This window comes from Ignavibacteriales bacterium (genome assembly GCA_016709765.1).
Classification (GTDB): Bacteria; Bacteroidota; Ignavibacteria; order Ignavibacteriales; family Ignavibacteriaceae; genus IGN3.
This window is the reverse complement of the sequence record JADJMD010000014.1, coordinates 13,559-39,112: the sequence shown is the minus strand read 5'-3', so window position 1 is coordinate 39,112 and position 25,554 is coordinate 13,559. Positions and strand designations below refer to the sequence as shown.

The window sequence follows — 25,554 nt, the reverse complement described above, 5'->3', positions numbered from 1 at the left end:
CAATGTGAAGTAAATAAGGAATTTTAATCATTTCTTAATCTAATAGTTTTAAAACTAATGGGTGTTTTAGAAAAAGCTCTGGGGCTGTAAACAGCATAGAATTGGACAGATTTTTGTAGAAATAAAAAAAGTCCCAATAGATATTGGGACTTTTAACGAATTTAGAAGAGCGAATTTTTATTTAATTAGTGTCATTTTTCTTGTTTGGGTAAAATTATTTGATTCAAGTTTATAGATATAGATTCCGCTATTTAAATCGCTTGCATTAAAATTTATTGAATGTAATCCTGATTCTTTAAACTCATTTATAAGAGTTTTAATCTGCTGACCTAGTAAATTATAAACTGTTAATTTTACAAATCCTGATTGAGGCAAAGTAAAATTAATTTTTGTGCTTGGATTAAAAGGGTTCGGGTAGTTTTGATTCAAAGAATAGTCCAACGAATTACTGAATGTAATCTCGACAACATTTGAATACGCAAATTTTCCATCGCTATCTATTTGTTTTAATCGGTATGAGTAATTTCCATTCCTTATACTCATATCTACAAATGAATAATATTTTGGTGAGTTTGAGTTTCCGCAACCATTTACAAAGTTAATTTTTTCCCAGCTTCCTATTGCTGATTTTCTTTCAATATCAAATCCAAAGTTGTTCACTTCAGTTTCAGTTCTCCAGCTTAGTTTAACAGCGCTTGCTAATACAGTTGCAATAAATGAAGAAAGCTCAACTGGTAAGGCCCCTTGACTATAATTTAATGCTCCAGGAGTACTAATACTGCTACGAGTGCTACCTGCAGTTGTTGTCCAAACATGTGAGAAACCAGTACCTATCATAGAAATGCTTCCGGTTGGAAAAGAATTTCCATCATCAATCAAAGGCAAACGTACAGCATCTAACGGACTTTTAACTAAATTAAAATCTTTTTCCTCCCACTGTGGATCTTCATTTAATTTATTATAAACCACTGTTGGTAATTCGCTTGAAACTGGTAATTCATAACAAACACCATGAATAATCTCTCCAGTCGAGTGATTGACTAACAAAATTCCACCAGTTTCATTTGTAAGTCCCATTTCGTTCATAACGGTTTGAGTAACAATTCCACTTGGGATAGGATTATAAATATTTAATAAATTGCTGTTATTTGTAGTAACAACAAAAAATCCTTTTCCATTATCGGAATTTGTGCTTGTAATATTTCCATTTAATTGAGCGTAAGCATTTGCATTGTAAGCCTCGCCTTCTAAAACATAAAATACAATTGCATAAGTACTCATGTCTGTCCCAACGGGAGCAACAATTTCAACAAACTCATCGCCGTCATCAGCACAGTTGTAGCTAAATTCATTTATCCAAATGTTCTGTGAAAATGAAAGACTTGTAATTAAAATTATTAATAAAAAAATGTAAAATGAGTTTTTCATAAAAACCCCTTTATTGTTGGTAAATATTTCATTTGAATTTTTTTTGCATAGAAAATGCACTACTATTTATACACATTATCGAAAGTTTTTGGAAAGTATTTAGGATTAATCAAAATTTGTTTGTCTTTGCTTCGCTGCGATCTTAGGCTATAAATGTGGATTTTTAATGGCATTATGAATTTTAATAATCTTTTTTTGATAAATGCCATTAATTGATACTAATAAAGGATTTGATTTGGGACTATAACTTGAAGTTTTGAAAAATAAGCTCAGTTACCTGAGCTTTTTTTAGGAAGGACACACTGAATGACTTCTGTGTAAATTTTTATAATGACTATTTAGCCAGCGTCATTTTTCTTGTCTGTGTTAAGCCATTAGCTTCTATTTTGTAAATGTACATTCCACTGTTAAGATCGTTTGCGTTGAAGTTTACTGTGTGTGTGCCTGCTTCACTATACTCATTTACAAGTTTTCTTATTTCCTGTCCAAGTATGTTATAGAGTGTTAGCCTTACCATTCCTGCTTGTGGCAGATTAAAATTAATTGTTGTAGTAGGATTAAACGGATTTGGAAAATTCTGACTTAGCTCAAATTTATTTACACAATTAAAATCAACTTCAATTATTTTTGAGTATTCAAATTGTCCATCATTATCGATCTGTTTTAATCTGTATGAATATTTTCCTGCTGAAATTTTATCATCAATAAAAGAATAATTTTTTGCTGAGTTTGAATTTCCATTACCATTAACAAAACCTATCTTCTCCCAATTACCTTTCACAGCCGAACGTTCAACATCAAATCCATAGTTATTAATTTCTGTTGCAGTTTGCCAGCTTAACTTAACAGTTGAGCCAATTGTTGTAGCTGAGAATAATGAAAGTTCAACTGGAAGCGGGTCATCAATTCCTAAAGTCCAATCTGAAAAGGAACTTACTCCAACAATAGTTACAGTATTGGCCGTTGTATTTAAAGTGATAGGGGAATAAGGCAACCAGTTTCCATCATACTTAAACAAGGAATATTGATTTTCATCGCCAACAACATCTGAATCTAAATAATTAAATGTAATATCAGTAGATGTAATTCCAAAGCTGGTAAGCTTCCAATACATTTGCAAAAAATTTGGATTGAGGATTGTTGGATGAATACCTGCAATGGCGCTTACAGAAAATGTTCCACTTCCAACAACATTACCAAGAGTTACTGGAGTGTATTTTGTTGGTGAAGTTCCAACAGGAAATAAAATACTTGAAGAGTTTGAAATCCATCTATTAAAATTTCCTACAACACTACCGAAAGAAGAATTTAGAACTCCTAAATTTGTTACACTTGTGCCAAGGGATAATATATTCGAATTTGTAAATAGATTTCCATTATTCAGATTTAGTGTTCCGAAAACTGAAGTATTATTAATTAATGTAACACCAGTCGAATTATTTATTGATAAACTTTTTACGGATTGAGGTAAACCATCACCAGTAACTTGAGTGTTAGTGCCGTTATACACATAATTTGCATACTGATTAAAAGTTCGCGAACCTGTAACTTGAATATTTCCTAAAGCTCCTGTTGAATTTATTCCTGCTGAGGAGGCTGTTCGTAAGGTTGCATAAGCTGAAAGTACAAAATGACCAGTCCCAGTGATATTAAAGATCCCGCAATCTAAATTTCCATTTACAATTGTTCTTCCATTTCTATTAGTGTTAGCAGTTAATGTTACAGTAGCTCCAGCAACAATTTCCACATCTCTATTTTGATCTGGGATACTTTCCCCAACCCAAGTGCTTCCGGAACTCCAATTACCGCCGGTTGTTGTACTTGATATTTTGTTTGAAGCGATAGGAGTGTACACAATGTTGTAATCATCAATATACATTTCATCATTTATAGTGTATCCATAAAAATCAGTTCCATCCAATGACATTGCAATTGTAGGTGAACCGAAAGTTCCTTTTGAATATTGCCAGGAATGTATTAACGAGCCATTAATCCAAAATTCTCCTCTATCTGCAACCAAATCTGCAACTACTTTTACTGGGAACCACATATTTTGTGGATAACTAAATGCTGCTGCATTTGCTCCTGCTGCATCTAATGTTCCTGTCCCAGGTGAATTGAAAAAAACTTGCATTGCCCATACATACGTTGGTGGTGCAAAATTAGCCAGAGTATTAAAATATCCGGCTTTACCAGCCGGTATAAAAACCTGAAAGTTTATCTCAGCCACACCATTTAATAATAAACCATGATCCCTTACTACATCATTATTTTGCTTTATTAGAATTGAATTGGTACCACTAAATGAATAAACATTAGAGATATATGCATCCTCTGTTGCACTGCATGGATTATTAGTCCAAGTTTGCCAAATACCAGCACTTTGACAAGCTATTTGTTGTCCTGCTGTGTAAGTATCAAAATTGTCTTGAAAAACAATTGTTTGACTTAATGCTAATGTTGTAAATAATATTGTTAATATAAAACTCAAATAAAAGATGTAAATCTTTTGCATAATCGTATCCTTAATTTTTTTCAGAAACACAGTTAGGATTCAAATAAAATGCCCAACTTTTTACCCATAAATAAGTAAAGTCTTTGAATTAAACAAACTATTTATTCATTATAACTTACTAAAATTAACTAGGTTACGCTATTTACTTAAGAAAAAAGATGAGAAATAATTAGTTTACGAAATAGTTGCCAAACAAAATATAACGTAAAAAATGCCGATGTAATAAATTTTTATATCAGCTTCATGTGTAATAAAATAATTTGAAATTCACTTTATTATAACTAAAGAAAATTCTTTTTTTATCGATAATAAAATTCACCAAATCGATAAAAGTTGAAATGATATAAATTTCTTATCGAAGTAAGATCGATTAAACCATATTTTTTATTAAAACTTATACTTATTTTATCTTTAATATTTGTTTAATTTTATAGTGGGACTAGATGTTCGGATTTGTTAAAATAGAAGAAAAAACCAAATTAGATGATAACAATAATCTTATTGAAGAGAGAAAAAGAAAAGATAAAGTTTTTACAATAGCTTTTTATGTTGTTGTTTTTCTACATTTAAATCTTGCACTTTGCTTTATGACAGTTTCCTGATTTCCTTTCCACAATGATTTAAAAATTTTATGCAAAAAAATAATGTATACATAGAAACGTATGGCTGCCAGATGAATCTTGCTGATACCGAGATTGTACTCGGTATTTTAAAAAAACAAGGTTACGATGTTACAGATAACCCTAAAAAAGCTGATGTTGTTTTACTTAATACTTGCAGCATTAGAGAGAATGCAGAACAAAGAATTTATGGCAGAATTGGAAATTTAAAAACGCTTAAAGAAAATAATCCAACACTTGTGCTTGGTATTCTAGGATGCATGGCAGAGCGTTTACGCAAAGATTTAGTTGAAGATAAAAAAGCTGTTGATTTAGTTGTGGGTCCAGATGAATACAGAAGATTGCCTGAATATATTGATGTTGCATTGAACGGTGATAAGGGAATTGGTGTTAAACTTTCTCGCACAGAAACATATGATGATATTGAGCCTCACAGAGAAGACGGACTTTCTGCATGGATTTCCGTTATGCGCGGCTGTGATAAGTTTTGTACTTTCTGTGTAGTTCCATTTACTCGCGGCAGAGAACGAAGTCGTTCACTTCAGTCAATTATAACGGAGTTAGAAAATCTTTCAGTTCGTGGATTTAAAGATGTAACATTGCTTGGGCAAAATGTTAACTCGTATATTGATGAGGATAATGGTGGTGGAGATTTTGCGGATTTACTATCTGCTGCTGCAAAAGTTGATAGAAGAATGAGGATTAGATTTAGTACATCGCATCCGCAGGATATTTCTGATAAGCTTTTATACACAATTGCAGAACATCCAAATCTTTGCAACTACATTCATCTGCCTGTCCAATCGGGTTCAAACAGAATTCTTGAGCTTATGAATAGAACTTACACAGTTGAGCATTATCTAAATTTGATTGAAAAGGCTAAAAAAATAATTCCTGGCGCAACTTTTTCTACAGATATAATTTCTGGATTTCCAACAGAGACCTGGGAAGACCATTTAGCAACTTTAGAAGTGATGGAGCAAGTTCGGTACGATGGTGCTTATATGTTTAAATATTCTCCTCGAGAAGGAACGAAAGCTCATAGAATGGAAGACGATGTTCCTGAGGATGTAAAATCAAAAAGATTGCAAGAGATTATTGATGTTCAACAGCAAATTTCTTTTGAAATAAATCAAGCATTAATTGGAACCGAGGATATTATACTGGTCGAAGGATTCAGTAAAAAATCTAATGATTTTGTAGCAGGAAGAACGGATACAAATAAAACAGTAATAGTTCCCATCAATGATAAAATTAAAAACGGAAATTACATTAAGGTTAAAATCAATAAAGCTACTTCGGGCACGTTATTTGGCGAATATCTTTCACACATCGAACCGTTAAAAGATGGTATTGCGCTTACAGCTTAAACAAACTAATTTGCAATTAAACATTTTTTAGTTTGTTATACTTTTATGAAAAAACACTTTTCAATAATTCTTTTCTTTTTTCCTTTTCTGTTTACCTCACAGATTTTTGCTCAAGAAGTTGATATTGTTCCGTATCTAAAAATGATTGAACAAGGAAAACTTGAAGAAGTAAAAGGTAAACTACTCGATTTAAAAACAGATTATACTAAAAGTGCAAACCTAATTTTTCTTGAAGGTGTTCTAACTGAAAACGGACAAGACGCAGTTGTGCTTTATCAAACACTTCTTGAAAAATTTCCCAAAAGCAGTTATGCTGATGCAGCGCTTTATAGAATTTACTCGTACTATTTCGCGCTCGGATTATACAATACAGCGGATAAAAATTTAGAGAAGCTAAAAAAAGATTATCCGGAATCGCCTTACATAAAAATGGCTTCTGCAAACGTTGTTAAAAACGATGTTGAGGAATCCAATCAAGGGAATAACGAATCTACAGTTACAAAGAATGATAACGATAAAGTTAATTTGTATTCTGTTCAAGCGGGAGCTTTTACAAATGCTGCGAATGCAGCCGCACTTAAAAAAGAAATTGAATCGGTTGGAATGTTTTCTTTTATAAAAGAAAAAAATGTTGCGGGCACAGTTTTTAATGTCGTTTACCTCGGCAAATTTGAAACTAGAAAAGAAGCTGAAGATTTTCTTCCTATTGCAGATGCACGATTTAGAATTGCAGGACGAGTTGTTGAGATAAATCAGTGAAGATTAAGTTCATTGGCACAGGCTCAGGTTTTACTTCTTTAGCACGCTTTCACTCATCTCTTTTAATCACATCTAAGAATTATAATTTATTGGTTGATTGCGGTGATGGGGTTTCGCAAGCAATTCTAACTCAAAATATTAATTATAATATTATTGATGCAATTTTAATTTCACATCTTCATCCGGATCATTACTCCGGATTACCTTCTTTGATAACACAAATGAAATTAGGCGAACGTAAAAAAGAACTTTCTATTTTTGTTCATTCATCTAACAAAGATTTTATTGAAGATTTTATTTATCATTCTTATTTATTTAAAGAGCGAATGAATTTTAAATTAAATGTTATTCCTTTTGATGAAGAAAAAGAAATCATACTAATTGATGATTTTTGTTTAACCTCAAAATTGAATTCACATCTGGATAAATATCAAACCGATGAATTAAAAAATAACATAAGTTTTATATCATTAAGTTTTCTTTTTAAAGATGATGAAAATTCTTGTATTTACACCGGCGATATTGGAAGTGAAAAAGATTTATATCTTTTTAATCAAAAAGTTGATTGGTTAATCGCTGAAATAACTCACGTTAAATTTGAAAACTTGATTGAAATCTTTGAAAAATTAAATCTGCAAAAAATTGTTTTAACTCATGTTCCGGATAATTTTGAAATCCAATTTGAAAAATATTTGGAATCTATAGCAAATCATTTAAAATCTCGCTTTATTTTAGCTTTTGATGGACTTGAGCTAAAACATTACAATTCAGACTGCCTTTAATAAATTCTTTCATTTTGCTATATTTGGCACACAATTTTTACAAAATGGCAGACAAAAATTAAATCCAACAGATGACAAGAGAAGAGTTTAAAAATAGAAATGGAATAATCGGCAAATCAAAAGAAATTAATGATTTGGTTGATATTATCATGCAAGTTGCGCAATCTGATATTTCTGTTTTAATTTATGGTGAGAGCGGAGTTGGAAAAGAAGTTTTTGCAAAAGCTATTCACGATTTTAGCAACCGCTCCAACAAACCTATGATTTCCGTAAACTGTGGTGCAATTCCCGAAGGCATCATTGAAAGCGAATTATTCGGACACAAAAAAGGTTCGTTTACCGGCGCAGTTGAATCACGCAAAGGTTATTTTGAAATTGCAGATAACAGCACACTATTTTTAGATGAGATTGGCGAGCTTCCGTTAACAACACAAGTAAAACTTTTACGCGCAATCGAGACAAAAGAATTTATGAAGCTTGGCGCAGAAACAGTTAGCAAAGTTGATGTTAGAATTATTGCTGCTACAAATAAAGATTTACAGCGCGAAGTTGATACAAGAAGATTTAGAGAAGATTTATTTTTTAGATTAAAAGCCGTTTCAATAAATATTCCACCGCTGAGAAAGAGAAAAAATGATATTGAAGAACTTGCAAAACATTTTGCTAAAATCTATTGCGAAAATAATAATGTTGAGTTTCCAATTATCACTGAAGGCACAATTGAGATTTTAAAAAATTATACCTGGCCCGGCAACATCCGCGAGTTAAAAAACACTATCGAAACTGCAATTGCATTAAATAGGGGAAAGACATTAAGCGAAGATATGTTTTTAGAATTAAGATCAGATTATGTTGATTTTGATGAACAAAGAAATTTACCGGTTTTCTTAAGAAAATCTCCCGAAGATGCAGACAGAGAATTAATGTATCGTGCGCTTTTTGAAATCAAAAAAGATATAATGGAATTAAAAGATATAATAACTCATCGCTTTAATGTTGAAGATTTTAATCGGAAAGAAAACGTTGATGATGTTTTATCAATCAGAGATCTGGAAAAAGATGCTATCGTAAAAGCATTGGATAAAACAAAAGGAAGTAAACGTAAAGCTGCAAGATTATTAAATATTAGCGAGAGAACTTTGTACAGAAAATTAAAAGAATATGATATCAATGAATCATAAAAAAAATAAAATAATTTTAATTACGATTTTAATATTTTTGTTTGTTGGATTAACAGCAATTAATTTTACCGGGTGCTGTGCCTATTCTTTTACAGGTGCTTCAGTTCCGGAACATTTAAAGACAATTGCAATCCCGATTGCAGATGACAGAAGCGGTTCCGGTGAGCCTAATTTAAGAGAAAGTTTAACACAAAAATTAATTCAAAAATTTATTGATGATAATACTTTGCAGGTTGGTGAACGAACATCTGCAAATGCACTTTTAGAATGCTCAATAGTTTCACTTTCTGATGCGCCCGCAATTGTTTCTGCAGGTGAAAGCATTACATCAAGAAGACTTACAATTGGAGTTAGAGTTATTTATCGCGATCTTGTAAAGCGTACAACTGTTTTTGAAAAAACTTTTTCAAATTATAGTGATTACCAATCAAGTAATCCAATTGCAGGAAGAAAAACCGCAATAGAAGAAGCTTTAGATCTTATTAGTGAAGATATTTTGTTAGATACCGTCTCTGGTTGGTAAAAAGAAAGGCAAGTTAGTTTTAATGGAACAAGCAGTTTTAATAGGATATTTTACTTCACTGTCCATCCTGTTTTTATTTGGATTGCATGGGTTTGTAATGATGTTTTATCATAGAAAATATGGTCATAAAATTCCACAGCCAAACAAAGATTTTAAAAATGATGTAATGGTTACCATTCAACTCCCGCTTTATAACGAAATGTATGTGATCGAAAGATTAATTGATTCAGTTTGTGAGATTGACTATCCAAAAGATAAAATGGAAATTCAGGTTCTTGATGATTCTACTGATGAAACAACTTCAATAGTTGCAAAAGCTGTTGAAGCAAAGCAAAAAGAAGGTTTTGATATTGTTCATATCAGAAGAGGGTCGAGGGAAGGTTATAAAGCAGGCGCACTTAAAGAAGGAATGAAAATTGCTAAAGGTGAGTTCATCGCAATTTTTGATGCAGATTTTATTCCACAAAAAGAATTTCTAAAAAAAACGCTTTCTTACTTTACAGATGATAAAGTTGGAATGGTTCAATCAAGATGGGAACACTTAAACGGCGATTATTCAATTATCACAAAAGCGCAAGCACTTGCGCTTGATGGACATTTTGTAATTGAACAAACCGTTCGAAACAAATCTGGTTTCTTTATTAATTTTAACGGAACCGGCGGCGTGTGGAGAAAAAAATGTATTGAAGACGCAGGCAACTGGCATGCTGATACGCTTACAGAGGATTTAGATTTAAGCTATCGCGCTCAGCTTATCGGTTGGCGATTTGTTTTCTTAAAGGATTTTACTTCACCTGCGGAGTTACCTTCTGAAATCAATGCTTTAAAAGCTCAACAATTCCGCTGGACGAAAGGTGCTGTTGAAACAGCCAAAAAAATTCTTCCTTTAGTTTGGAAATCTAAAGTTCCAATGAGAGTAAAACTTCAATCAACTTTTCATTTAACAAACAATTTAGTTTTTCCGTTTATTTTGCTTGCTGCAATTCTAAATGTTCCACTAATCTTTATTAAAAACAGCGGTGCGCACGAAATTTACTTTGCGATAATGTCTTTATTCGTTCTCGCTTTTGTTAGTTCATTTTTATTTTATCTTTATTCACAAAAAGATATCCACACAGATTGGCGAAAGAGAATCGTGCTCTTTCCGTTGTTTATGGCTGGAAGTATGGGGCTTGCAGTTAATAATTCCCGCGCTGTGTTTGAAGGCTTAATGAATAGAAAAAGTGAATTTGTACGTACACCAAAGTTCAAACAGGAAACTGGTAAAGATACTTTTGTTGGAAATAAATATCTAAATAAAAAACTTGGACTTTCTGTTTTTGTTGAAGCTGTGCTTGCTGTTTATTGTTTTATCGGTGTGTTGTCTTCGATTTATTTTATGGAACTTGCTTCTATTCCTTTCCAGGTTTTGTTTACAATGGGATTTTCATTTATAGCTTATACATCAATTAAACATGCATACGCAACAAAGAAAATATAATGAGCACTAATTCATTTGATGCATTTAATCAAAAAGTAAGTTTAATATACGAGTACAATAATAAATCACCGTTGTTCGCTCGTGTTGCAGAAAATGAAATTGAAAAAAATAATATTGATGAAGCAATTAAAATTTTAAGTGATGGATTGACTCACCATCCTGATTTTTACGCTGCTTACTTTTTACTAAGCAAAGCTCATACTATAAAAGGAAATTACGGACAAGCACTAAAGTTTGTTAAAAAGGGAAGTGAGCTTATTCATTCGCCAAAAACATTTGATTATTATTTGCGTGAGATTGATGCAATAAAAAAACAAAGACAACTTTTTAATGTCTCTCGCTGGGCTGATTCTGCAAAAGAAAATTTTTCAATGATTAATCCTCAACCGGAAAATAATTTAGAAAAAGAAAAACCATCTGAAAGCATTGAAGAAACACTTAATAAACTTACTGCCGAAATTGAAGGCGCAACTCAAACCGTTAATGATGCCAAAAAGAAAATTGCAGAAACTAAACCAAAAGCATTTTCAAACAATGATTTTATAGTTTCTGAAACACTTGCAAAAATCTATATTACTCAAGGTGAGTTTAAAGAAGCTATTTATGTTTATAAAAAGCTTAAACAAAAAAATCCGGAAAAAGAGAGTTACTTTGAATCTAAAATTGCCGAATTAAAATCTAAACTAATTGCTTAATCATTCTTCATTTCCTGCATACTTTATTATCGCTTTTGTACTATGATTGATACAACTAAAAGCACAATTTTAACCAAAAAATTCTATATTCGCCCTGTTCTTACTGTGGCAAAGGACTTGCTTGGTAAGGTACTAGTTAAGAAAGATGGGAATCGGGTTTTTGCTGGAAGAATTATTGAAGTTGAAGCATACGATGGAAAAGTAGATAAAGCGTCACATTCATTTAACGGCAAAACAAAACGTAATGAAGTTATGTTTAATGAAGGCGGATATTTTTATGTTTACTTTACTTACGGCGCACATTTTTGTTGTAATGTTGTTCCCGGGAAACTAAATCATGGTGCCGCGGTTTTGATTCGTGCTGTTGAACCATTAATTGGAATTGATAAAATGATTGAAAATAGATTTGGCAGACAATTGAAATCGGAAAAAGAAATTTATAATCTAACAAGCGGACCTGGAAAAGTTTGTAAGGCTTTTGGTTTTAATAAAATACATTCTGGTTCTGATCTGATAAACAGCTCAATATTTATTGTTGATCAACCAAAACTTAAAAAAAATATGATTGGAATTTCTAAAAGAATTGGAATTTCTAAATCTGTTAGTTTGCCTTGGAGATTTTTTGAAATTGGAAATCCGTATTTATCAAGATGATTATTGAACCAAAAAATATATTAATTGTTAGAACTGATAGAATCGGTGATCTTGTTTTAACGTTGCCCTTGGCTGGCTTAATTAAAAAACAATATCCAAATTGTAAAGTGTCATTTTTAGTTCGTGAATACACAAAAAATATTGTTTACAATCATCCTTTTATTGATGAAGTAATTGTTCTTAATGAATCCGATGGCAAGTTTGAGCTATTTGATAACTTAAAACTTATAAGATCAAAAAAGTTCGATACTTGTATTGTTGTTCGTCCCATTTTTATTCCTTCGTTAATTATGTTTTTAAGTGGAATAAAAAATAGAATCGGAACTGGCTATAGATGGTATTCTTTTCTATTTAATCAAAAAGTTTATGAACACAGAAAAAATGCTGAACGACACGAACTTGAATACAATGTTAATCTTCTTGAAAAATTAAGCATCAAGAATAATGTTGATGAAAAAAATGTTAGTTATGATTTAAGAGTAGATGAACAATTACAACAAAACATTATTAAGATTTTATTGGATGAAAAAATAGATTTACAAAAACCAATTGTTATTGTTCATCCCGGCAGCGGTGGAAGCTCTATTGATTTGTCGATAAATAAATTTTCAGAGCTTGTAAAAAAACTTGATGAAGATAATGTTCAGATCATCTTAACAGGAAATAAAAACGAAGTTGAACTTTGTGAGAAAATAAAATCATCGGGTAAGGCAAAAAACTTTGCAGGTAAATTTAATCTTGATGAACTAACTGCCTTGATTAGTAAATCAGTTATGTTTATTTCAAACTCAACTGGACCGATACACATTGCGGCGGCACTAGGAAAATATGCAGTGGGGTTTTATCCCAAAATAGTTTCATGCTCAAAAGAGCGTTGGGCGCCTTACACAAATAAAAAACTTGTGTACGAGCCAAACATAGATTGTAAAAATTGTACTCGTGAACAATGTGAAAAATTAAATTGTATGGATTCGATTAATATAAATAAAGTGCATAACGATATTAAAAATGTTCTAAATAAACTTTAAGGAGTAGTAAATGAAATCCTTTATTAAAATAAATACTTTAATTATCATTTTGTCTATAGCTTTGATTGCTCTTTCATCAGCTGTAGCACAGAAAAAAGATGAATTCCGTAAAATTGAAAACAATGCTTTTCGTGAAGGTGAAAAACTTACATTTGATGTTAAATATGGTTTTGTAACAGCAGGAGTAGCATCTTTTGAAATACCAAAAATTAAAAAAATATCAGGCAGAGAAGCGTACCACGTAACTTTTGAAGTTAACACTGTTTCAACTTTTGATAACTTCTTTAAAGTTCGTGATAGATACGAAACCTATATTGATGTAGAAGGAATTTTTCCCTGGAGATTTGAACAGCACATTCGAGAAGGAAATTACTCAAGAGATTTTTCTGCTTTCTTTGATCAAAGAAAAGGTAAAGCAAAAACCAGCGGCGGCGAGTTTGATATTCCTAAATATGTAAATGATATTGTTTCGGCATTCTTTTATGCAAGAACTTTGGATTACTCAGGATTAAAAGTTGGCGATAGAATTCCATTAAAGAATTTTTATAAAGATAAAGTTTACGATCTTGATGTAGTTTATCACGGCAAAGAAACCATTGAAGTTGAAGCTGGAAAATTTGATTGCATAATTGTTGAACCATTGGTGCAGGAAGGCGGATTGTTCAAAAACGAAGGCAGCATAATGATCTGGTTAACAAACGATGAAGCAAAAATTCCTGTACGAGTTAAAACAAAAGTAGTTGTTGGCTCTATCAATTCTGATTTAACAGGATACAGCGGTGTTTACGGAAAATTAACCTCAAAAAGAAAGTAATGTATTTTTGTCATTCCCGCGAACCTGCCTTCGGTAGGCAGGAGTGGGATTCAACTTGTGTTTAATTATTTGTCCGCAAACAACAAATTACATTATTAACAAATAATTAATTTACCAATGGTGGATTAATTAGCTCTCTTTATTTACTTTGGACTCGGGAATTTGGTTTTACACGCTATGCAAACCGTAAAACCATCTTACTTTCTTACATACGACTTTTAATTAAATTATTTCACAATTTATTTATTCACGAGGGTTCACTATGAAAAAATTTGGGTTACTGATTGTAACAATTTTATTTTTTTCTTCATTTTCTTTTTCCCAAATAATTAGTCAGTATGTTGAGACTAATTCTGGTTCTGTTCCTAAAGGCATTGAAGTCTGGAATAATACTACATCAACATTAGATTTTTCAACAAATAATTTAGTAGTACGACAGGGAACAAATGGAGCTGCTTTAGCTACACTATATACTATAAGTTCAGGAACACTAGCCCCTGGAGCTGTACTTGTAATTGGAACAACAGATATGCAGGCAACTGCTGTTGGCAATGGTGCGGCATTTTATACATTTGCTTTTACATTTAATGGCGATGATGCATTGGCTTTGGTATATGGTGGTACTACAACAGATATATTTGGTACACCTGGCGTCGATCCAGGAACAGCATGGACAGGTGGCACGGTTTCAACTGCAAACCAAAACATACAACTTTTAAGTGGAATTACTACTGGTAACGTAGTAGGTTGGTCTGATCCAAGTTTAAGATTTGAAGTAGTAAGTACAAATCCTGCTGCTGATATTACTGGTTTTGGACTTGCACCTGGAAGTGCAGCAGTACCACTACTATCTTCATCAGTTTCTTCCTTAAATTCACTAAGCTATGTATTTGGTAATGGTCCTTCAACTTCACAGCTTTATACTTTAACTGGAACAGACTTGGACGGAAGTGATGTTACAGTAACAGCACCTGCTGACTATGAGATATCCCTGGACGATGCAACTTTCACAAGTGAAATTACTTTAACAGCATATGATGGAACAGCTACTGATATTCACGTTAGATTGATTGCTGGGTTAGCGGCAGGTACCTATGATAATGAAGATATTACAAATGCTGGTGGTGGCAGTGTTACGCTCAATGTTACATGTAATGGCAGTATAACAGGCGTCTTACCAAATTTATTCTTTTCTGAATATGTAGAAGGTTCAAGCAATAATAAAGCAGTTGAAATTATTAATATTTCGGGTAGCGATGTTGATCTCACTGCCGGCAATTATGTAGTACTGATCTATGCAAATGGTTCCAGCTCAGTCACTAATACTATTGCCCTTACTGGAACTTTATTAAGCGAAGAGGTTTTTGTTTTAGCTAATTCCAGTGCTGGTACAACATTGTTGGGATTAGCAGATCAGACTAGCAGCTCATTAACATTTAATGGTGATGATGCTCTTGTTCTGCGCGTTGGCGGTGCTTCAGGTAATATACTTGATGTAGTTGGTCAAATTGGTTTTGATCCAGGTACTTTTTGGGGCACAGAACAAAATACGACACTAGATCATACTTTGAGACGTCAAAATCTTATTGCTATTGGTGATAGAAATGGTTTTGATGTATTTGATCCTGCAACCGAGTGGAATACTTTTAACATAGATGATTTTACAGATTTAGGGAATCCTTCGCTTCCTGTAGAACTTACATCCTTCTCAGCAACAACAATTGGTTCAACTGTTAAGTTAAGCTGGAATACAGCAACTGAAGTTAACAACTATGGATTTGATGTTGAGCGTTCTGTTGTAAAGAATAATTGGGAAAAGATTGGTTTTGTTGAAGGTAATGGTAATTCAAACTCACCAAAGATTATTCATTTGTTGATAATAAAGTAAATTCAGGAAGGTATTCATACAGACTAAAACAAATAGATAACGATGGAGAGTTTGAATATTCTAAAACAGTAGAGATTGATATGAATGGAGTTAAGAAATTCGAGTTAAGTCAGAACTATCCAAATCCATTTAACCCAACTACAACAATAAAATTCAATTTACCGGATGTAGGGATGGTAAAATTAACATTATATAATATACTTGGTCAGCAGATAAGAACTCTTGTAAATGAGTTTAAAGAATCTGGAACGCATACAATAAACTTTGATGCAAGTGAACTAAATAGCGGAATGTATATTTACAAAATTGAATCAGGTTCATTTACACAAACAAGAAAAATGACCTTGGTTAAGTGACAATCGATTTCTTACTACTTGACAAAAAGGCTCAGGCTACTGAGCCTTTTTAATTTATATCACTGCTAATATTTATTATTCAGCATTAGTTCAGTAATTTCGCCAGTGTTTTCTAGAACATTTCTAATGTTTCCCGGAAACTAGACTATTTCAAAATCATTCATATTAAGGATTGCTATGCAGGTGAGAGCTACTTTTAAATTATTCTTTATAACAGTTTTTCTTTTCTTCACTCAATTCATTTTATCTCAGTCGGGTACTTATTATAATAGTATCGATCCTAATGCAGCATCTTTTGTGACTGATCTTGAAAACAGGATTAGAAATCCTTATACAAAAGTTAGCTATGATAATTTTGATGAAACAAACATTGCGAACTTTGCTTCGATTAATAATGGTAATGGAACTAGTTCTGTGTTTTGTGTTTACAGTCATTTTGAATATATATATTCGGGTACATTTACCTGGTTACCAATGAGTCGTGAACACACTTTTTGCCATAGCTGGCAGCCGGGATATCCTTCAACTTCTTTAGATGAATATTCAGATCAATATCATTTGTTTCCAACACACCAGAATGGAGCAAATGGTGTAAGGAGTAATCATCCACTAGGCAAAGTTGTTAATGTGATTAGCACTTTCCTCGAAGGTAAGTACGGAACTGATATTAATGGTAAATTAGTTTATGAACCTCGTGATGCACATAAAGGCGATGCAGCTCGAGCCTTATTATATATGCCTATTAGATATAATGGAATAAGTGGTTACGATTGGACTTTCAATTGGTTAAACAATACAAGACTTCCTTCTCTTAGCGAGGGACCACAAGATTTAGCTACTTTGATTCAATGGCACAAACAAGATCCGCCTGATAAATGGGAAGTTGATAGAAACAATTATATCCAATCTGTTCAACAGAACAGAAACCCGCTTGTTGATCATCCAGAATATGTTAACTATATAGATTTTAATAATCTTAGCAAGTTGAATCCAACCTATGCAATTGAGCCAACAAATTACGTTACAAATTTTACCGGAATCACAGGAGCCTCAACGATTCAGTTTAGCTGGGTTGACGCTTTAGCGGGTACACAAGCGCCTTCTGATTATTTATTGATCGTTTACGATAGGAATAATTATTTCCTTCCTATTGATGGGGAAACCTATCCAGATGATGGAAGTTTATCTGATGGTAAAGCTGTGATTAACTTATCTTATGCAGGGCTAAATAATTTCGGATTTACGAATCTTACAAGTAACACTGTGTATTATGCTGCTATCTTTTCATACAATGGGAGTGGTGCGTTAACCAATTATAAAATTGATGGAACATTCCCTATAGCGAGTGTATTATTTAACGGAACTTTAGCAACAGAACCTACAAATTACTTAACAACCTTTGCATCTGGTACTGTAACAACTTCATCAATACAAACAACCTGGACTGATGCTTTGCCTGGAGCTCAAGTTCCATCTGGATATCTTTTACTGGCAAATAAAACAGGAGTGTTTACTGATCCTTCAGATGGTGTTATGTATGCTGATGATACAAATTTAACAGACGGTTCGGCTACGGTTAATATTAATTATTCGGCTGCAGATAATTATTCATTCAGTGGACTTACGGCAAGTACTAATTATTACTTTAAAATTTATTCATATAATGAAAATCCCGGACAATTGAATTATAAAACCGATGGAGTTGTACCAACACTAACGGTGCAAACTGAAGCAAATTCAGGCGGTGGAAATTATACAGATTTAATTATAAGTGAATATGTAGAAGGATCTTCAAATAATAAAGCTATTGAGATTTTTAATGGAACCGATAAAAGTATTGATTTAGTCGCAAACAGCTACAAGTTAGAATATTATTTTAATGGAGCAACAACGGCCAGTACAACAATTAATCTGATTGGAACACTTGCAGTCGGAAATGTATTTGTTGTTGCTGATGCTTCTTCTGTACAAGCAATTATTAATGCAGCAAATCAAACGAGTAGTTCAAGTTTTTTTAATGGTAACGATGCAGTTGTGGTAAAGAAAGGTAACACAATTGTTGATGTCATTGGTCAGGTTGGATATGATCCTGGCACACAATGGGGTACTGGCACTATCACGACACTTAACCATACATTGAGAAGAAAGATTACTGTCACCCAGGGTGATACAAATCCAAGTAACGTCTTTGATCCAGCAATTGAATGGGATGGATATGCAAATGATACCTTTAATGGGTTAGGGCAGTATGAGGGAAATTTACCTGTCGAGTTAACTTCATTTTCAGGAAGAGTTATTGGTAAAAGTGTGATGCTTAATTGGGAAACTGCAACTGAGTTAAATAACTATGGATTTAACATTGAGCGCGCTGTCATTTCGAACGGAGAGAGAAATCTTTCCTGGGAGAAGATTGGTTTTGTTAATGGTAACGGTAACAGCAACTCACCAAAAGATTATTCTTTTGTTGATGATAATATAAGCTCAGGTAGATACTCATACAGACTAAAGCAAATTGATAATGACGGTCAGTTTGAATATTCAAAAATAATTGAAGTTGATATGAACGGAGTTAAGAAATTTGAGTTATCACAGAATTATCCAAATCCATTTAACCCAAGTACAACAATTCGTTTTAGTCTTCCTGAAGCAGGTAATGTAAAACTAACATTGTTTAATATACTTGGTCAGGAAGTAAGAACACTTATAAACGAATATAAAGAATCCGGTGTTCACACAATAAACTTTGAGGCAAGTGAACTTAACAGCGGAATGTACATTTACAAAATTGAAGCTGGTTCCTTTACCCAAACAAAGAAAATGACGTTGGTCAAATAATTTAGATTCTGAATACTCATTTCTAAGTACAAAAAAGGCTCAGATAACTGAGCCTTTTTTGTAAAATTCTGACCATAAAAATTTGATTAATATTTTTTAAGTTCCAGCATAAAATTATTTGTGTTGGATTCTAGTTTCTTTTAATCTCATTGTTTACCTTTGCAACTAGGACTAGGTTATGCACGCTATGCAAATATCATAACTAATAATTTATTAATCATATATAATTCTTCATTATGCGAGGGCTGCTATGAAAAGATTTTTATTACTGATACCATTTTTAGTTCTATACAATTCCCAATATTTTTTTGCTCAGGTTGATATTAATCGTAACCAGACAAAGTTATTGACTGATACCAATAAAATAGGCTTGGTAGATTTAAAATCGAATCCGGAAATCCAGAGATTAAATGAATTAAAGGCTAATCTTACAACCTCACAGCAAAAACTTTCAACGGACTTACTTCAATTAATTAGACCGGAATTTCTTCCCAAGGCAACTTCGCTTGAACATCATTCTGAAACGATGAAATCGCTTAAACAATTTAAACCTTTTGAACAATCCGCTAATTTGGAAGAAAGTATTAGTGAAGGTACTGTATATGTTTACGTTTACCTAAATCAGGCATATTCAACTTCAATAATTAATAGTTTTTCTAAAGCTGTAACAGATAGGGATGAGAAAAATCATATTGCTGTCGTTTGGGTAAAGGTTAAAAATCTTGAAGCATTAGCTTCATTAAATGCCGTTAGAATAGTAAGAACAGTAATGCCTCCAGTTATTAGAACAGGTTCAGTAACTACTGAAGGTGATGCTGTTCATCGTACTTCAAATGTTCGCTCAATTTTTGGTGACGAAGGAGCTGGTATCAATGTTGGGATTATATCTGATGGTGTTAATACCCGCTCAACCGCACAAGCAAGTGGTGATTTACCTCCTGACGGATCGGGTTTAACAGTCTTAAGTAATACTTATGGCGGAGATGAAGGTACTGCGATGCTTGAAATTGTTCACGATATGGTTCCCGGTTCGGAATTATATTTTCACGACTTGGGAGGAAATACACTAGCTTTCAACTCTGCTATTGATGATTTAGTAACCGCAGGCAGCAATATTATTTGTGATGATATAGGGTGGTTGTTAGAACCATTTTATGAAGATGGAATTGTTGCTTCCCATATAAACTCAGTAATAAATTCAAACGATATTATCTATGTTTCCTCTGCTGGTAATGCAGGTGATTCTCATTATCAGGGAGATTTTTCCCCAATCCCCGCCCAACCAGAACAGCACGATTTTAGTGAAGGTGGAACATCTGGTTTTTATCTGTATTTGCCTCTTGAGGTAGGTGAACAAGCGATAATTGTTTTTCAATGGGATGATCAATTCGGTGCTTCAGAAAATGATTATGATTTGTACCTCTATAATTTAGGAACTTCATCAGTCGTAGCATCAAGTGAGGATGTTCAATCAGGTTCGGGTGACCCTTTGGAATACATTGTTTATACAAGACCGGTAGGAGGCCCAGCTTCCTATGATTACGCAATAATTGTAAATCAATTCTCAGGAAGTCCGGTTAACCTCGAAGTATTCATTTATGCACCTGCTAATTATTCAAATAACATAAAAGCACAAGATGCAATATTTGGTCATCCTGCTGTTGACGATGTAGTTTCTGTAGGTGCGGTTCGCTACAATACACCAAGCACAATAGAATTTTTCTCCTCACAAGGTCCTTCAACAATAGTTTATCCAAGCGCTGAAGCAAGACAAACTCCAAAAATTGTTGGTGTGGATGGTGGTGTTATAACTGGGGCAGGTGGATTCGGTTCATTTGATGGAACAAATTATAGATTTTATGGGACATCAGCTGCGGCACCTCATGTTGCAGCAATTCTAGCACAGGCATGGAGTTTTGATTTATTACGTACTGGGGAAAACATCAAACAGCTTTTATATGACTATCCAGAAGATTTAGGATCAGTCGGTATCGATAATATTTTTGGATATGGAAGAGCCGATGCCTTAAATATATTTGATGGCGAACTACCTGTCGAACTAACCTCTTTCTCCGCCACAACAATTGGTAATAATGTTAAACTAAGCTGGAACACAGCAACCGAAGTTAACAACTACGGTTTTGAAGTAGAACGTTCTGTTGTAAAAGGTGAGTGGAACAAAATTGGTTTTGTAAATGGCAATGGTAACAGCAACTCTCCAAAGGATTATTCTTTTGTTGATGACTTTGCAGGAAAACCTGCCTACCGAACAGGTAGGTACTCATACAGACTTAAACAAATTGATAACGATGGACAGTTTGAATACTCAAAGACAATTGAAGTTGATATGAATGGTGTTAAGAAATATGAGTTAACTCAAAACTATCCAAACCCATTTAACCCAACTACAACAATTAGTTATATACTTCCACAAACAGGAATGGTAAAGCTAACATTGTTTAATATACTGGGTCAGCAGATAAGGACAATTGTAAATGAATTCAAAGAATCCGGTACACACACAATAAACTTTGAGGCAAGTGAACTTAACAGCGGAATGTATATTTATAAAATAGAATCAGGATCATTTACACAGACAAGAAAAATGACATTGATGAAATAAATCAATAGTAAAAATTCAAAATTCAAAAAGGCTCAGGTAACTGAGCCTTTTTTGTTGGACAGCTTAAATAGTAATGACTGGTAGAAAAATCAAATCTTTTGAGTATTTTTTACTCAAAGAGTGTCATATTAAAAAACACTTATTAGTGTGATTTTCCAAAATAATTATTTACATTATTCTTTGGATAATGATCATTAAGAAATGTGAGCAGTCCAAATGCAAAATAAATTCGTAGTGTTTTTTTTACTGTTTACAAATTTCATTCTGGCACAGAATGTAATTGTGGTAGTTATTGATGGTGCACGTTACACAGAAACGTTCGGGGGTACAGGTATTTACATCCCGCACTTGTTCAACATTTTGCAGCCTTCAGGAACTTTGTATTCAAATTTCAGAATAACTTATCCATCTGGTTTTACCGAAACTTGTCCGGGGCATTCAGCTATTGAAACAGGAGGTTGGCAGCCGATAGCAAATGATGGTACGGAAAGACCAACACTCCCCACAATATTTGAATATTTAAGAAAAGTAAATGGGAACCCGCAATCTGAATGCTATGTTGTAACCGGTAAAAATAAATTAAATATCCTTACTTACTCTACTTCTTTTGAATATGGTTCTTCTTTTGGCGGTATCTGGTACGGTGACGATGATAAAAACGATGCTACAACTTATGGTAAAGTTATAGAAATAATGCAAAACTACCAGCCAAAAATTCTTGTTGTGAATTTTGCTGAAGTTGATGCCGCTGGGCATAGTGGTAACGAAAATTCTTATCACAATGCACTATTGAATGTTGATGATTTAGTGTATCAATTATGGCAGCACATTCAGGCAGGAGATTATGGATATACTACTAGTAATACAACTATGTTTATCACTAATGATCATGGGCGACACGATGACGATAATGGTGGTTTCCAAGAACATGGGGATGGCTGCGAGGGTTGTACACACATAATGTTATTAGCTGTCGGAAGAAATGTAACCCAGAATATGGTAAATAACGATCCGCATTATCAGATTGATCTAGCTCCAACAATTGGAGATTTATTAGGATTCAGCACTCCACAAGCAACGGGTACAAGCCTTTTTGAGGGAAGTAATCCGCTTCCAGCCGAACTCTCATCCTTCTCAGCAACAACAATTGGCCCGACAATTAAGTTAAGTTGGAATACAGCAACTGAAGTTAACAACTATGGTTTTGGTTTAGAACGCCGTGTGCTAAGCGCTGAGCGCCAAGCGTGGGTTAAAATTGGTTTTGTTAATGGTAACGGAAACAGCAACTCACCAACGGATTATTCTTTTGTTGATGAGAATATAAGCACAGGAAAATATTTCTACAGACTAAAACAAATTGATAACGACGGACAGTTTGAATACTCAAAAACAATTGAAGTTGATATGAACGGAGTTAAGAAATTTGAATTATCTCAGAATTATCCAAACCCTTTTAATCCCAGCACAGTGATTAGTTATGAGTTACCCGTAAATGGTTTTGTGAGTCTGAAAGTTTTCGATGTTCTAGGAAATGAAATTGCTACATTGGTTAATGAAGAAGAATCAGCTGGCTCATATAATGTACAATTTACAACTACTGGTTTACAATTAGTTTCTGGTGTATATTTTTATCGATTGCAATCAGGTGAGTTTGTTGAGAGTAGGAAGATGGTAATACTAAAATAATTCAGAGAGTCTAGATGAAAACAATTATTTATGCAATTTTAAACATTATAATTTGGTCTACAACATTTGCACAAACTTTGCCTGTTCCACCCAGACCATTGAACGCTGTTTCCGGCTCTGATTTTATAAATCTAATCTGGAGTATGCCTCGAGATCAAAGAGAAGAACAAATTTATTCTCATGTGATAACTGGTAACATTCCAAATTTTATGCGGCAATTAAACACTGTAACTGCCTATGCTAATATTGGCGGGAATAACCATTCAGTTAAGTACTTTGTTATTCCTGAGTATCTTGCAGTCGGTTCTGATTCAGACTATTTTCTAACACCGATGACTCCTTTGCTGGCACAAAGAATTTGTAATGCTCTTAACTGTACTATGCCAACAAAAAAAATGGTGGATCAGATTTATACTTCTGCCCCATGTAAACTGAGACCACAACCAATTCCACCTACTCCTGAAATGATAACCGTTCCGGTATTTGATCAACATAATGATTCTGTTTTGTCCATCAGACTTCCTGTTCTCTCACAATATCCATTCGGTACTTTGGTAGGTGGAACGAAGAAAGATGTTATAATCTCTAATAATATCTATCAGAACTTGCACTCGAATGTACCAAAGCCAGTAGTGATTTATGGTTGGCATCAGTTGAACGGAGTTCCGATTCAGCCGGTTTATAATGGACACGAAGAAACTTATGCGGATTATAGCCACGGAATTCGTTTAGTTTTAGATTCAGTTCTTGTAGATGAATCACCAATGACGTTTACACAGCTTTTAGCGAATTCTGATTTATCCATTCTGGTTAGTGATGAAGGAACAATTTTGAAACCTTATTACACAATTCCAGGCAATTCAACTCCTGCACCTAAAACTTTTGGTGTTTTATGGAATTCTTCATCGAGCTTAAAAATTTATGTTCAGCCTCTTTCCGGTACTACATATAAAGCGTTCTATGGAAATGATGGGTTGACTTTTAATGACTCCACTTCAGAATTTGCTGATAGCATTATTGTAAATAATTTACCTGTCGATTCAATTTTTTATTTTCGGATAAGAGCAAAAAGCGGTTTAGGTTACTCAGATTTCTCTGAAGTTTTAGGTGGAACCGTTTCAGAATCTAATCCAGCAGTGTTAATTGTAAATGGATTTGATAGAAGTTCTTCCGGCAATACATACAACTTTATTCGGCAGCACGGTAATGCTTTTAAAAATAATGGATATTCATTTTGTTCCGTTACTAATGATGCCGTAATTCAAGGTTATGTTTCACTGCAGGATTTTTCTATCGTAGATTATATTCTTGGTGATGAAAGCACTGCTGATGAAACATTTAACAACAGTGAACAGGAGATAGTAAAAAATTATTTAAAAAATGGAGGAAAACTTTTTGTTTCTGGTGCGGAGATAGCCTGGGACTTGGATTACAAGGGATCATCAAGTGATAAAGATTTTATTTACAATTATTTAAAAAGTCAGTATATCAATGATGCACCTAATGGTTTGGCTGGTACATATTATCAGGCAGAACCTATTGCAAATAGTATTTTTGATGGGACAGGTACAATTTCTTACGATGATGGTACACACGGAACAATTAATGTCAGGTATCCCGATGTTATTACAGGAATGAATGGGGGAATAAATTGTCTTCAATATTCTAATGTAACAAATCAGTTTGCGGCAGTTTACTATGAGGGAATTTTTCCTGGTGGAAGTACAAATGGTAAAGTCGTTTTTGTTGGATTCCCTTTTGAAACGATTTACCCAGACGAAAAACGAAATATTTTTTTAAGTAAAGTTATTTCATTTTTTAATTCTCCGGTAAATATATCAGAAAATTTAATTTCGGAGCCTGAATCATTCGAGCTTTATCAAAACTATCCAAATCCATTTAACCCAACTACAACAATTAAATTCAATTTACCTGAAGCAGGAATGGTAAAGTTAACTCTCTACAATATTCTTGGTCAGCATATAAGAACACTTGTAAATGAATTTAAAGAATCCGGAGTACATACAATAAACCTTGATGCAAGTGAACTCAATAGCGGAATGTACATATACAAAATAGAATCAGGTTCATATACCCAAACAAGAAAAATGACACTTGTTAAGTAATGCCATAGAGTTTATTATTCTTCGGAATAATAAAAACCCCCAAGCACAAAAAGGCTCAGGTAACTGAGCCTTTTTTGTTTCTAAATCATCAAACACAACATAATTCTAAATCATACCTTCAATTATTATTTAAGATTGAGTATTTTAACATTAAATAAAATCAACATTAAATTTTTATAAACTTAAGAGAG

General features: G+C 33.3%; 19 protein-coding genes. 17 read left to right on the top strand and 2 right to left on the bottom strand.

The window, feature by feature from the left end; all coding sequences use genetic code 11:
• Positions 1–177: 177 nt before the first annotated feature.
• Together IPJ23_15815 and IPJ23_15810 are read right to left on the bottom strand one after the other, a co-directional pair.
• Complete coding sequence (locus tag IPJ23_15815) at positions 178–1,428, bottom strand: T9SS type A sorting domain-containing protein (GenBank protein ID MBK7632137.1); 1,251 nt, start codon at positions 1,426–1,428, stop codon at positions 178–180.
• 334 nt (positions 1,429–1,762) lie between these two features.
• Positions 1,763–3,943: a T9SS type A sorting domain-containing protein gene (locus IPJ23_15810; GenBank protein MBK7632136.1), complete on the bottom strand. Its 2,181-nt coding sequence runs from the start codon at positions 3,941–3,943 to the stop codon at positions 1,763–1,765.
• A 443-nt stretch (positions 3,944–4,386) separates the two neighbouring features.
• Between IPJ23_15810 and IPJ23_15805 the strand changes: the two genes are divergently transcribed.
• The 17 genes from IPJ23_15805 to IPJ23_15725 all read left to right on the top strand — a co-directional run bounded on the left by IPJ23_15805 (position 4,387) and on the right by IPJ23_15725 (position 25,363).
• Positions 4,387–4,545, top strand: coding sequence for a hypothetical protein (locus IPJ23_15805; GenBank protein ID MBK7632135.1), 159 nt, complete (start codon positions 4,387–4,389; stop codon positions 4,543–4,545).
• A gap of 29 nt (positions 4,546–4,574) precedes the next feature.
• Positions 4,575–5,933 (top strand): tRNA (N6-isopentenyl adenosine(37)-C2)-methylthiotransferase MiaB, encoded by a 1,359-nt coding sequence (miaB, locus tag IPJ23_15800; protein MBK7632134.1) that lies wholly within the window; start codon positions 4,575–4,577, stop codon positions 5,931–5,933.
• Between the two features lie 45 nt (positions 5,934–5,978).
• Positions 5,979–6,692, top strand: coding sequence for an SPOR domain-containing protein (locus IPJ23_15795; protein ID MBK7632133.1), 714 nt, complete (start codon positions 5,979–5,981; stop codon positions 6,690–6,692).
• Positions 6,689–7,474 (top strand): ribonuclease Z, encoded by a 786-nt coding sequence (locus IPJ23_15790; GenBank protein ID MBK7632132.1) that lies wholly within the window; start codon positions 6,689–6,691, stop codon positions 7,472–7,474. Before IPJ23_15795 ends, IPJ23_15790 begins: the two co-directional genes overlap by 4 nt.
• Positions 7,475–7,545: 71 nt before the next feature.
• Entirely contained in the window at positions 7,546–8,655 is a 1,110-nt protein-coding gene (locus IPJ23_15785; protein ID MBK7632131.1) for a sigma-54-dependent Fis family transcriptional regulator, read from the top strand.
• Entirely contained in the window at positions 8,645–9,178 is a 534-nt protein-coding gene (locus IPJ23_15780) for a hypothetical protein (protein ID MBK7632130.1), read from the top strand. The genes IPJ23_15785 and IPJ23_15780 overlap by 11 nt, the downstream gene beginning before the upstream one ends.
• A 22-nt stretch (positions 9,179–9,200) precedes the next feature.
• The gene (locus IPJ23_15775) at positions 9,201–10,658 is read left to right on the top strand and encodes a glycosyltransferase (GenBank protein MBK7632129.1); all 1,458 of its coding nucleotides are present in this window, start codon (positions 9,201–9,203) and stop codon (positions 10,656–10,658) included.
• A complete protein-coding gene (locus tag IPJ23_15770; GenBank protein MBK7632128.1) occupies positions 10,658–11,353 on the top strand; it encodes a hypothetical protein in 696 nt (231 codons plus the stop codon). The genes IPJ23_15775 and IPJ23_15770 overlap by 1 nt, the downstream gene beginning before the upstream one ends.
• Before the next feature lie 42 nt (positions 11,354–11,395).
• Positions 11,396–12,007, top strand: coding sequence for a DNA-3-methyladenine glycosylase (locus tag IPJ23_15765; protein MBK7632127.1), 612 nt, complete (start codon positions 11,396–11,398; stop codon positions 12,005–12,007).
• On the top strand, positions 12,004–13,035 hold the full coding sequence (locus IPJ23_15760; protein ID MBK7632126.1) for a glycosyltransferase family 9 protein: 1,032 nt from the start codon (positions 12,004–12,006) through the stop codon (positions 13,033–13,035). Before IPJ23_15765 ends, IPJ23_15760 begins: the two co-directional genes overlap by 4 nt.
• A gap of 10 nt (positions 13,036–13,045) precedes the next feature.
• Positions 13,046–13,849: a DUF3108 domain-containing protein gene (locus IPJ23_15755; GenBank protein ID MBK7632125.1), complete on the top strand. Its 804-nt coding sequence runs from the start codon at positions 13,046–13,048 to the stop codon at positions 13,847–13,849.
• A 262-nt stretch (positions 13,850–14,111) separates the two neighbouring features.
• Positions 14,112–15,737: a lamin tail domain-containing protein gene (locus IPJ23_15750; protein MBK7632124.1), complete on the top strand. Its 1,626-nt coding sequence runs from the start codon at positions 14,112–14,114 to the stop codon at positions 15,735–15,737.
• An 80-nt stretch (positions 15,738–15,817) separates the two neighbouring features.
• Positions 15,818–16,093, top strand: coding sequence for a T9SS type A sorting domain-containing protein (locus IPJ23_15745; protein ID MBK7632123.1), 276 nt, complete (start codon positions 15,818–15,820; stop codon positions 16,091–16,093).
• 183 nt (positions 16,094–16,276) lie between these two features.
• Positions 16,277–18,928 (top strand): endonuclease, encoded by a 2,652-nt coding sequence (locus IPJ23_15740; protein MBK7632122.1) that lies wholly within the window; start codon positions 16,277–16,279, stop codon positions 18,926–18,928.
• A 250-nt stretch (positions 18,929–19,178) separates the two neighbouring features.
• Positions 19,179–21,551: a S8 family serine peptidase gene (locus IPJ23_15735; protein MBK7632121.1), complete on the top strand. Its 2,373-nt coding sequence runs from the start codon at positions 19,179–19,181 to the stop codon at positions 21,549–21,551.
• Between the two features lie 216 nt (positions 21,552–21,767).
• Positions 21,768–23,237: a T9SS type A sorting domain-containing protein gene (locus IPJ23_15730; GenBank protein MBK7632120.1), complete on the top strand. Its 1,470-nt coding sequence runs from the start codon at positions 21,768–21,770 to the stop codon at positions 23,235–23,237.
• A 14-nt stretch (positions 23,238–23,251) separates the two neighbouring features.
• A complete protein-coding gene (locus IPJ23_15725) occupies positions 23,252–25,363 on the top strand; it encodes a T9SS type A sorting domain-containing protein (protein ID MBK7632119.1) in 2,112 nt (703 codons plus the stop codon).
• The last annotated feature ends 191 nt before the right edge of the window (positions 25,364–25,554 follow it).

Coding starts and splice junctions, on each gene's coding strand:
- IPJ23_15815 (MBK7632137.1), bottom strand. CDS start 1,428: ATGAAAAACTCATTTTACATTTTTTTATTAATAATTTTAATTACAAGT.
- IPJ23_15810 (MBK7632136.1), bottom strand. CDS start 3,943: ATGCAAAAGATTTACATCTTTTATTTGAGTTTTATATTAACAATATTA.
- IPJ23_15805 (MBK7632135.1), top strand. CDS start 4,387: ATGTTCGGATTTGTTAAAATAGAAGAAAAAACCAAATTAGATGATAAC.
- miaB (MBK7632134.1), top strand. CDS start 4,575: ATGCAAAAAAATAATGTATACATAGAAACGTATGGCTGCCAGATGAAT.
- IPJ23_15795 (MBK7632133.1), top strand. CDS start 5,979: ATGAAAAAACACTTTTCAATAATTCTTTTCTTTTTTCCTTTTCTGTTT.
- IPJ23_15785 (MBK7632131.1), top strand. CDS start 7,546: ATGACAAGAGAAGAGTTTAAAAATAGAAATGGAATAATCGGCAAATCA.
- IPJ23_15780 (MBK7632130.1), top strand. CDS start 8,645: ATGAATCATAAAAAAAATAAAATAATTTTAATTACGATTTTAATATTT.
- IPJ23_15775 (MBK7632129.1), top strand. CDS start 9,201: ATGGAACAAGCAGTTTTAATAGGATATTTTACTTCACTGTCCATCCTG.
- IPJ23_15770 (MBK7632128.1), top strand. CDS start 10,658: ATGAGCACTAATTCATTTGATGCATTTAATCAAAAAGTAAGTTTAATA.
- IPJ23_15765 (MBK7632127.1), top strand. CDS start 11,396: ATGATTGATACAACTAAAAGCACAATTTTAACCAAAAAATTCTATATT.
- IPJ23_15760 (MBK7632126.1), top strand. CDS start 12,004: ATGATTATTGAACCAAAAAATATATTAATTGTTAGAACTGATAGAATC.
- IPJ23_15755 (MBK7632125.1), top strand. CDS start 13,046: ATGAAATCCTTTATTAAAATAAATACTTTAATTATCATTTTGTCTATA.
- IPJ23_15750 (MBK7632124.1), top strand. CDS start 14,112: ATGAAAAAATTTGGGTTACTGATTGTAACAATTTTATTTTTTTCTTCA.
- IPJ23_15745 (MBK7632123.1), top strand. CDS start 15,818: ATGAATGGAGTTAAGAAATTCGAGTTAAGTCAGAACTATCCAAATCCA.
- IPJ23_15735 (MBK7632121.1), top strand. CDS start 19,179: ATGAAAAGATTTTTATTACTGATACCATTTTTAGTTCTATACAATTCC.
- IPJ23_15730 (MBK7632120.1), top strand. CDS start 21,768: ATGCAAAATAAATTCGTAGTGTTTTTTTTACTGTTTACAAATTTCATT.
- IPJ23_15725 (MBK7632119.1), top strand. CDS start 23,252: ATGAAAACAATTATTTATGCAATTTTAAACATTATAATTTGGTCTACA.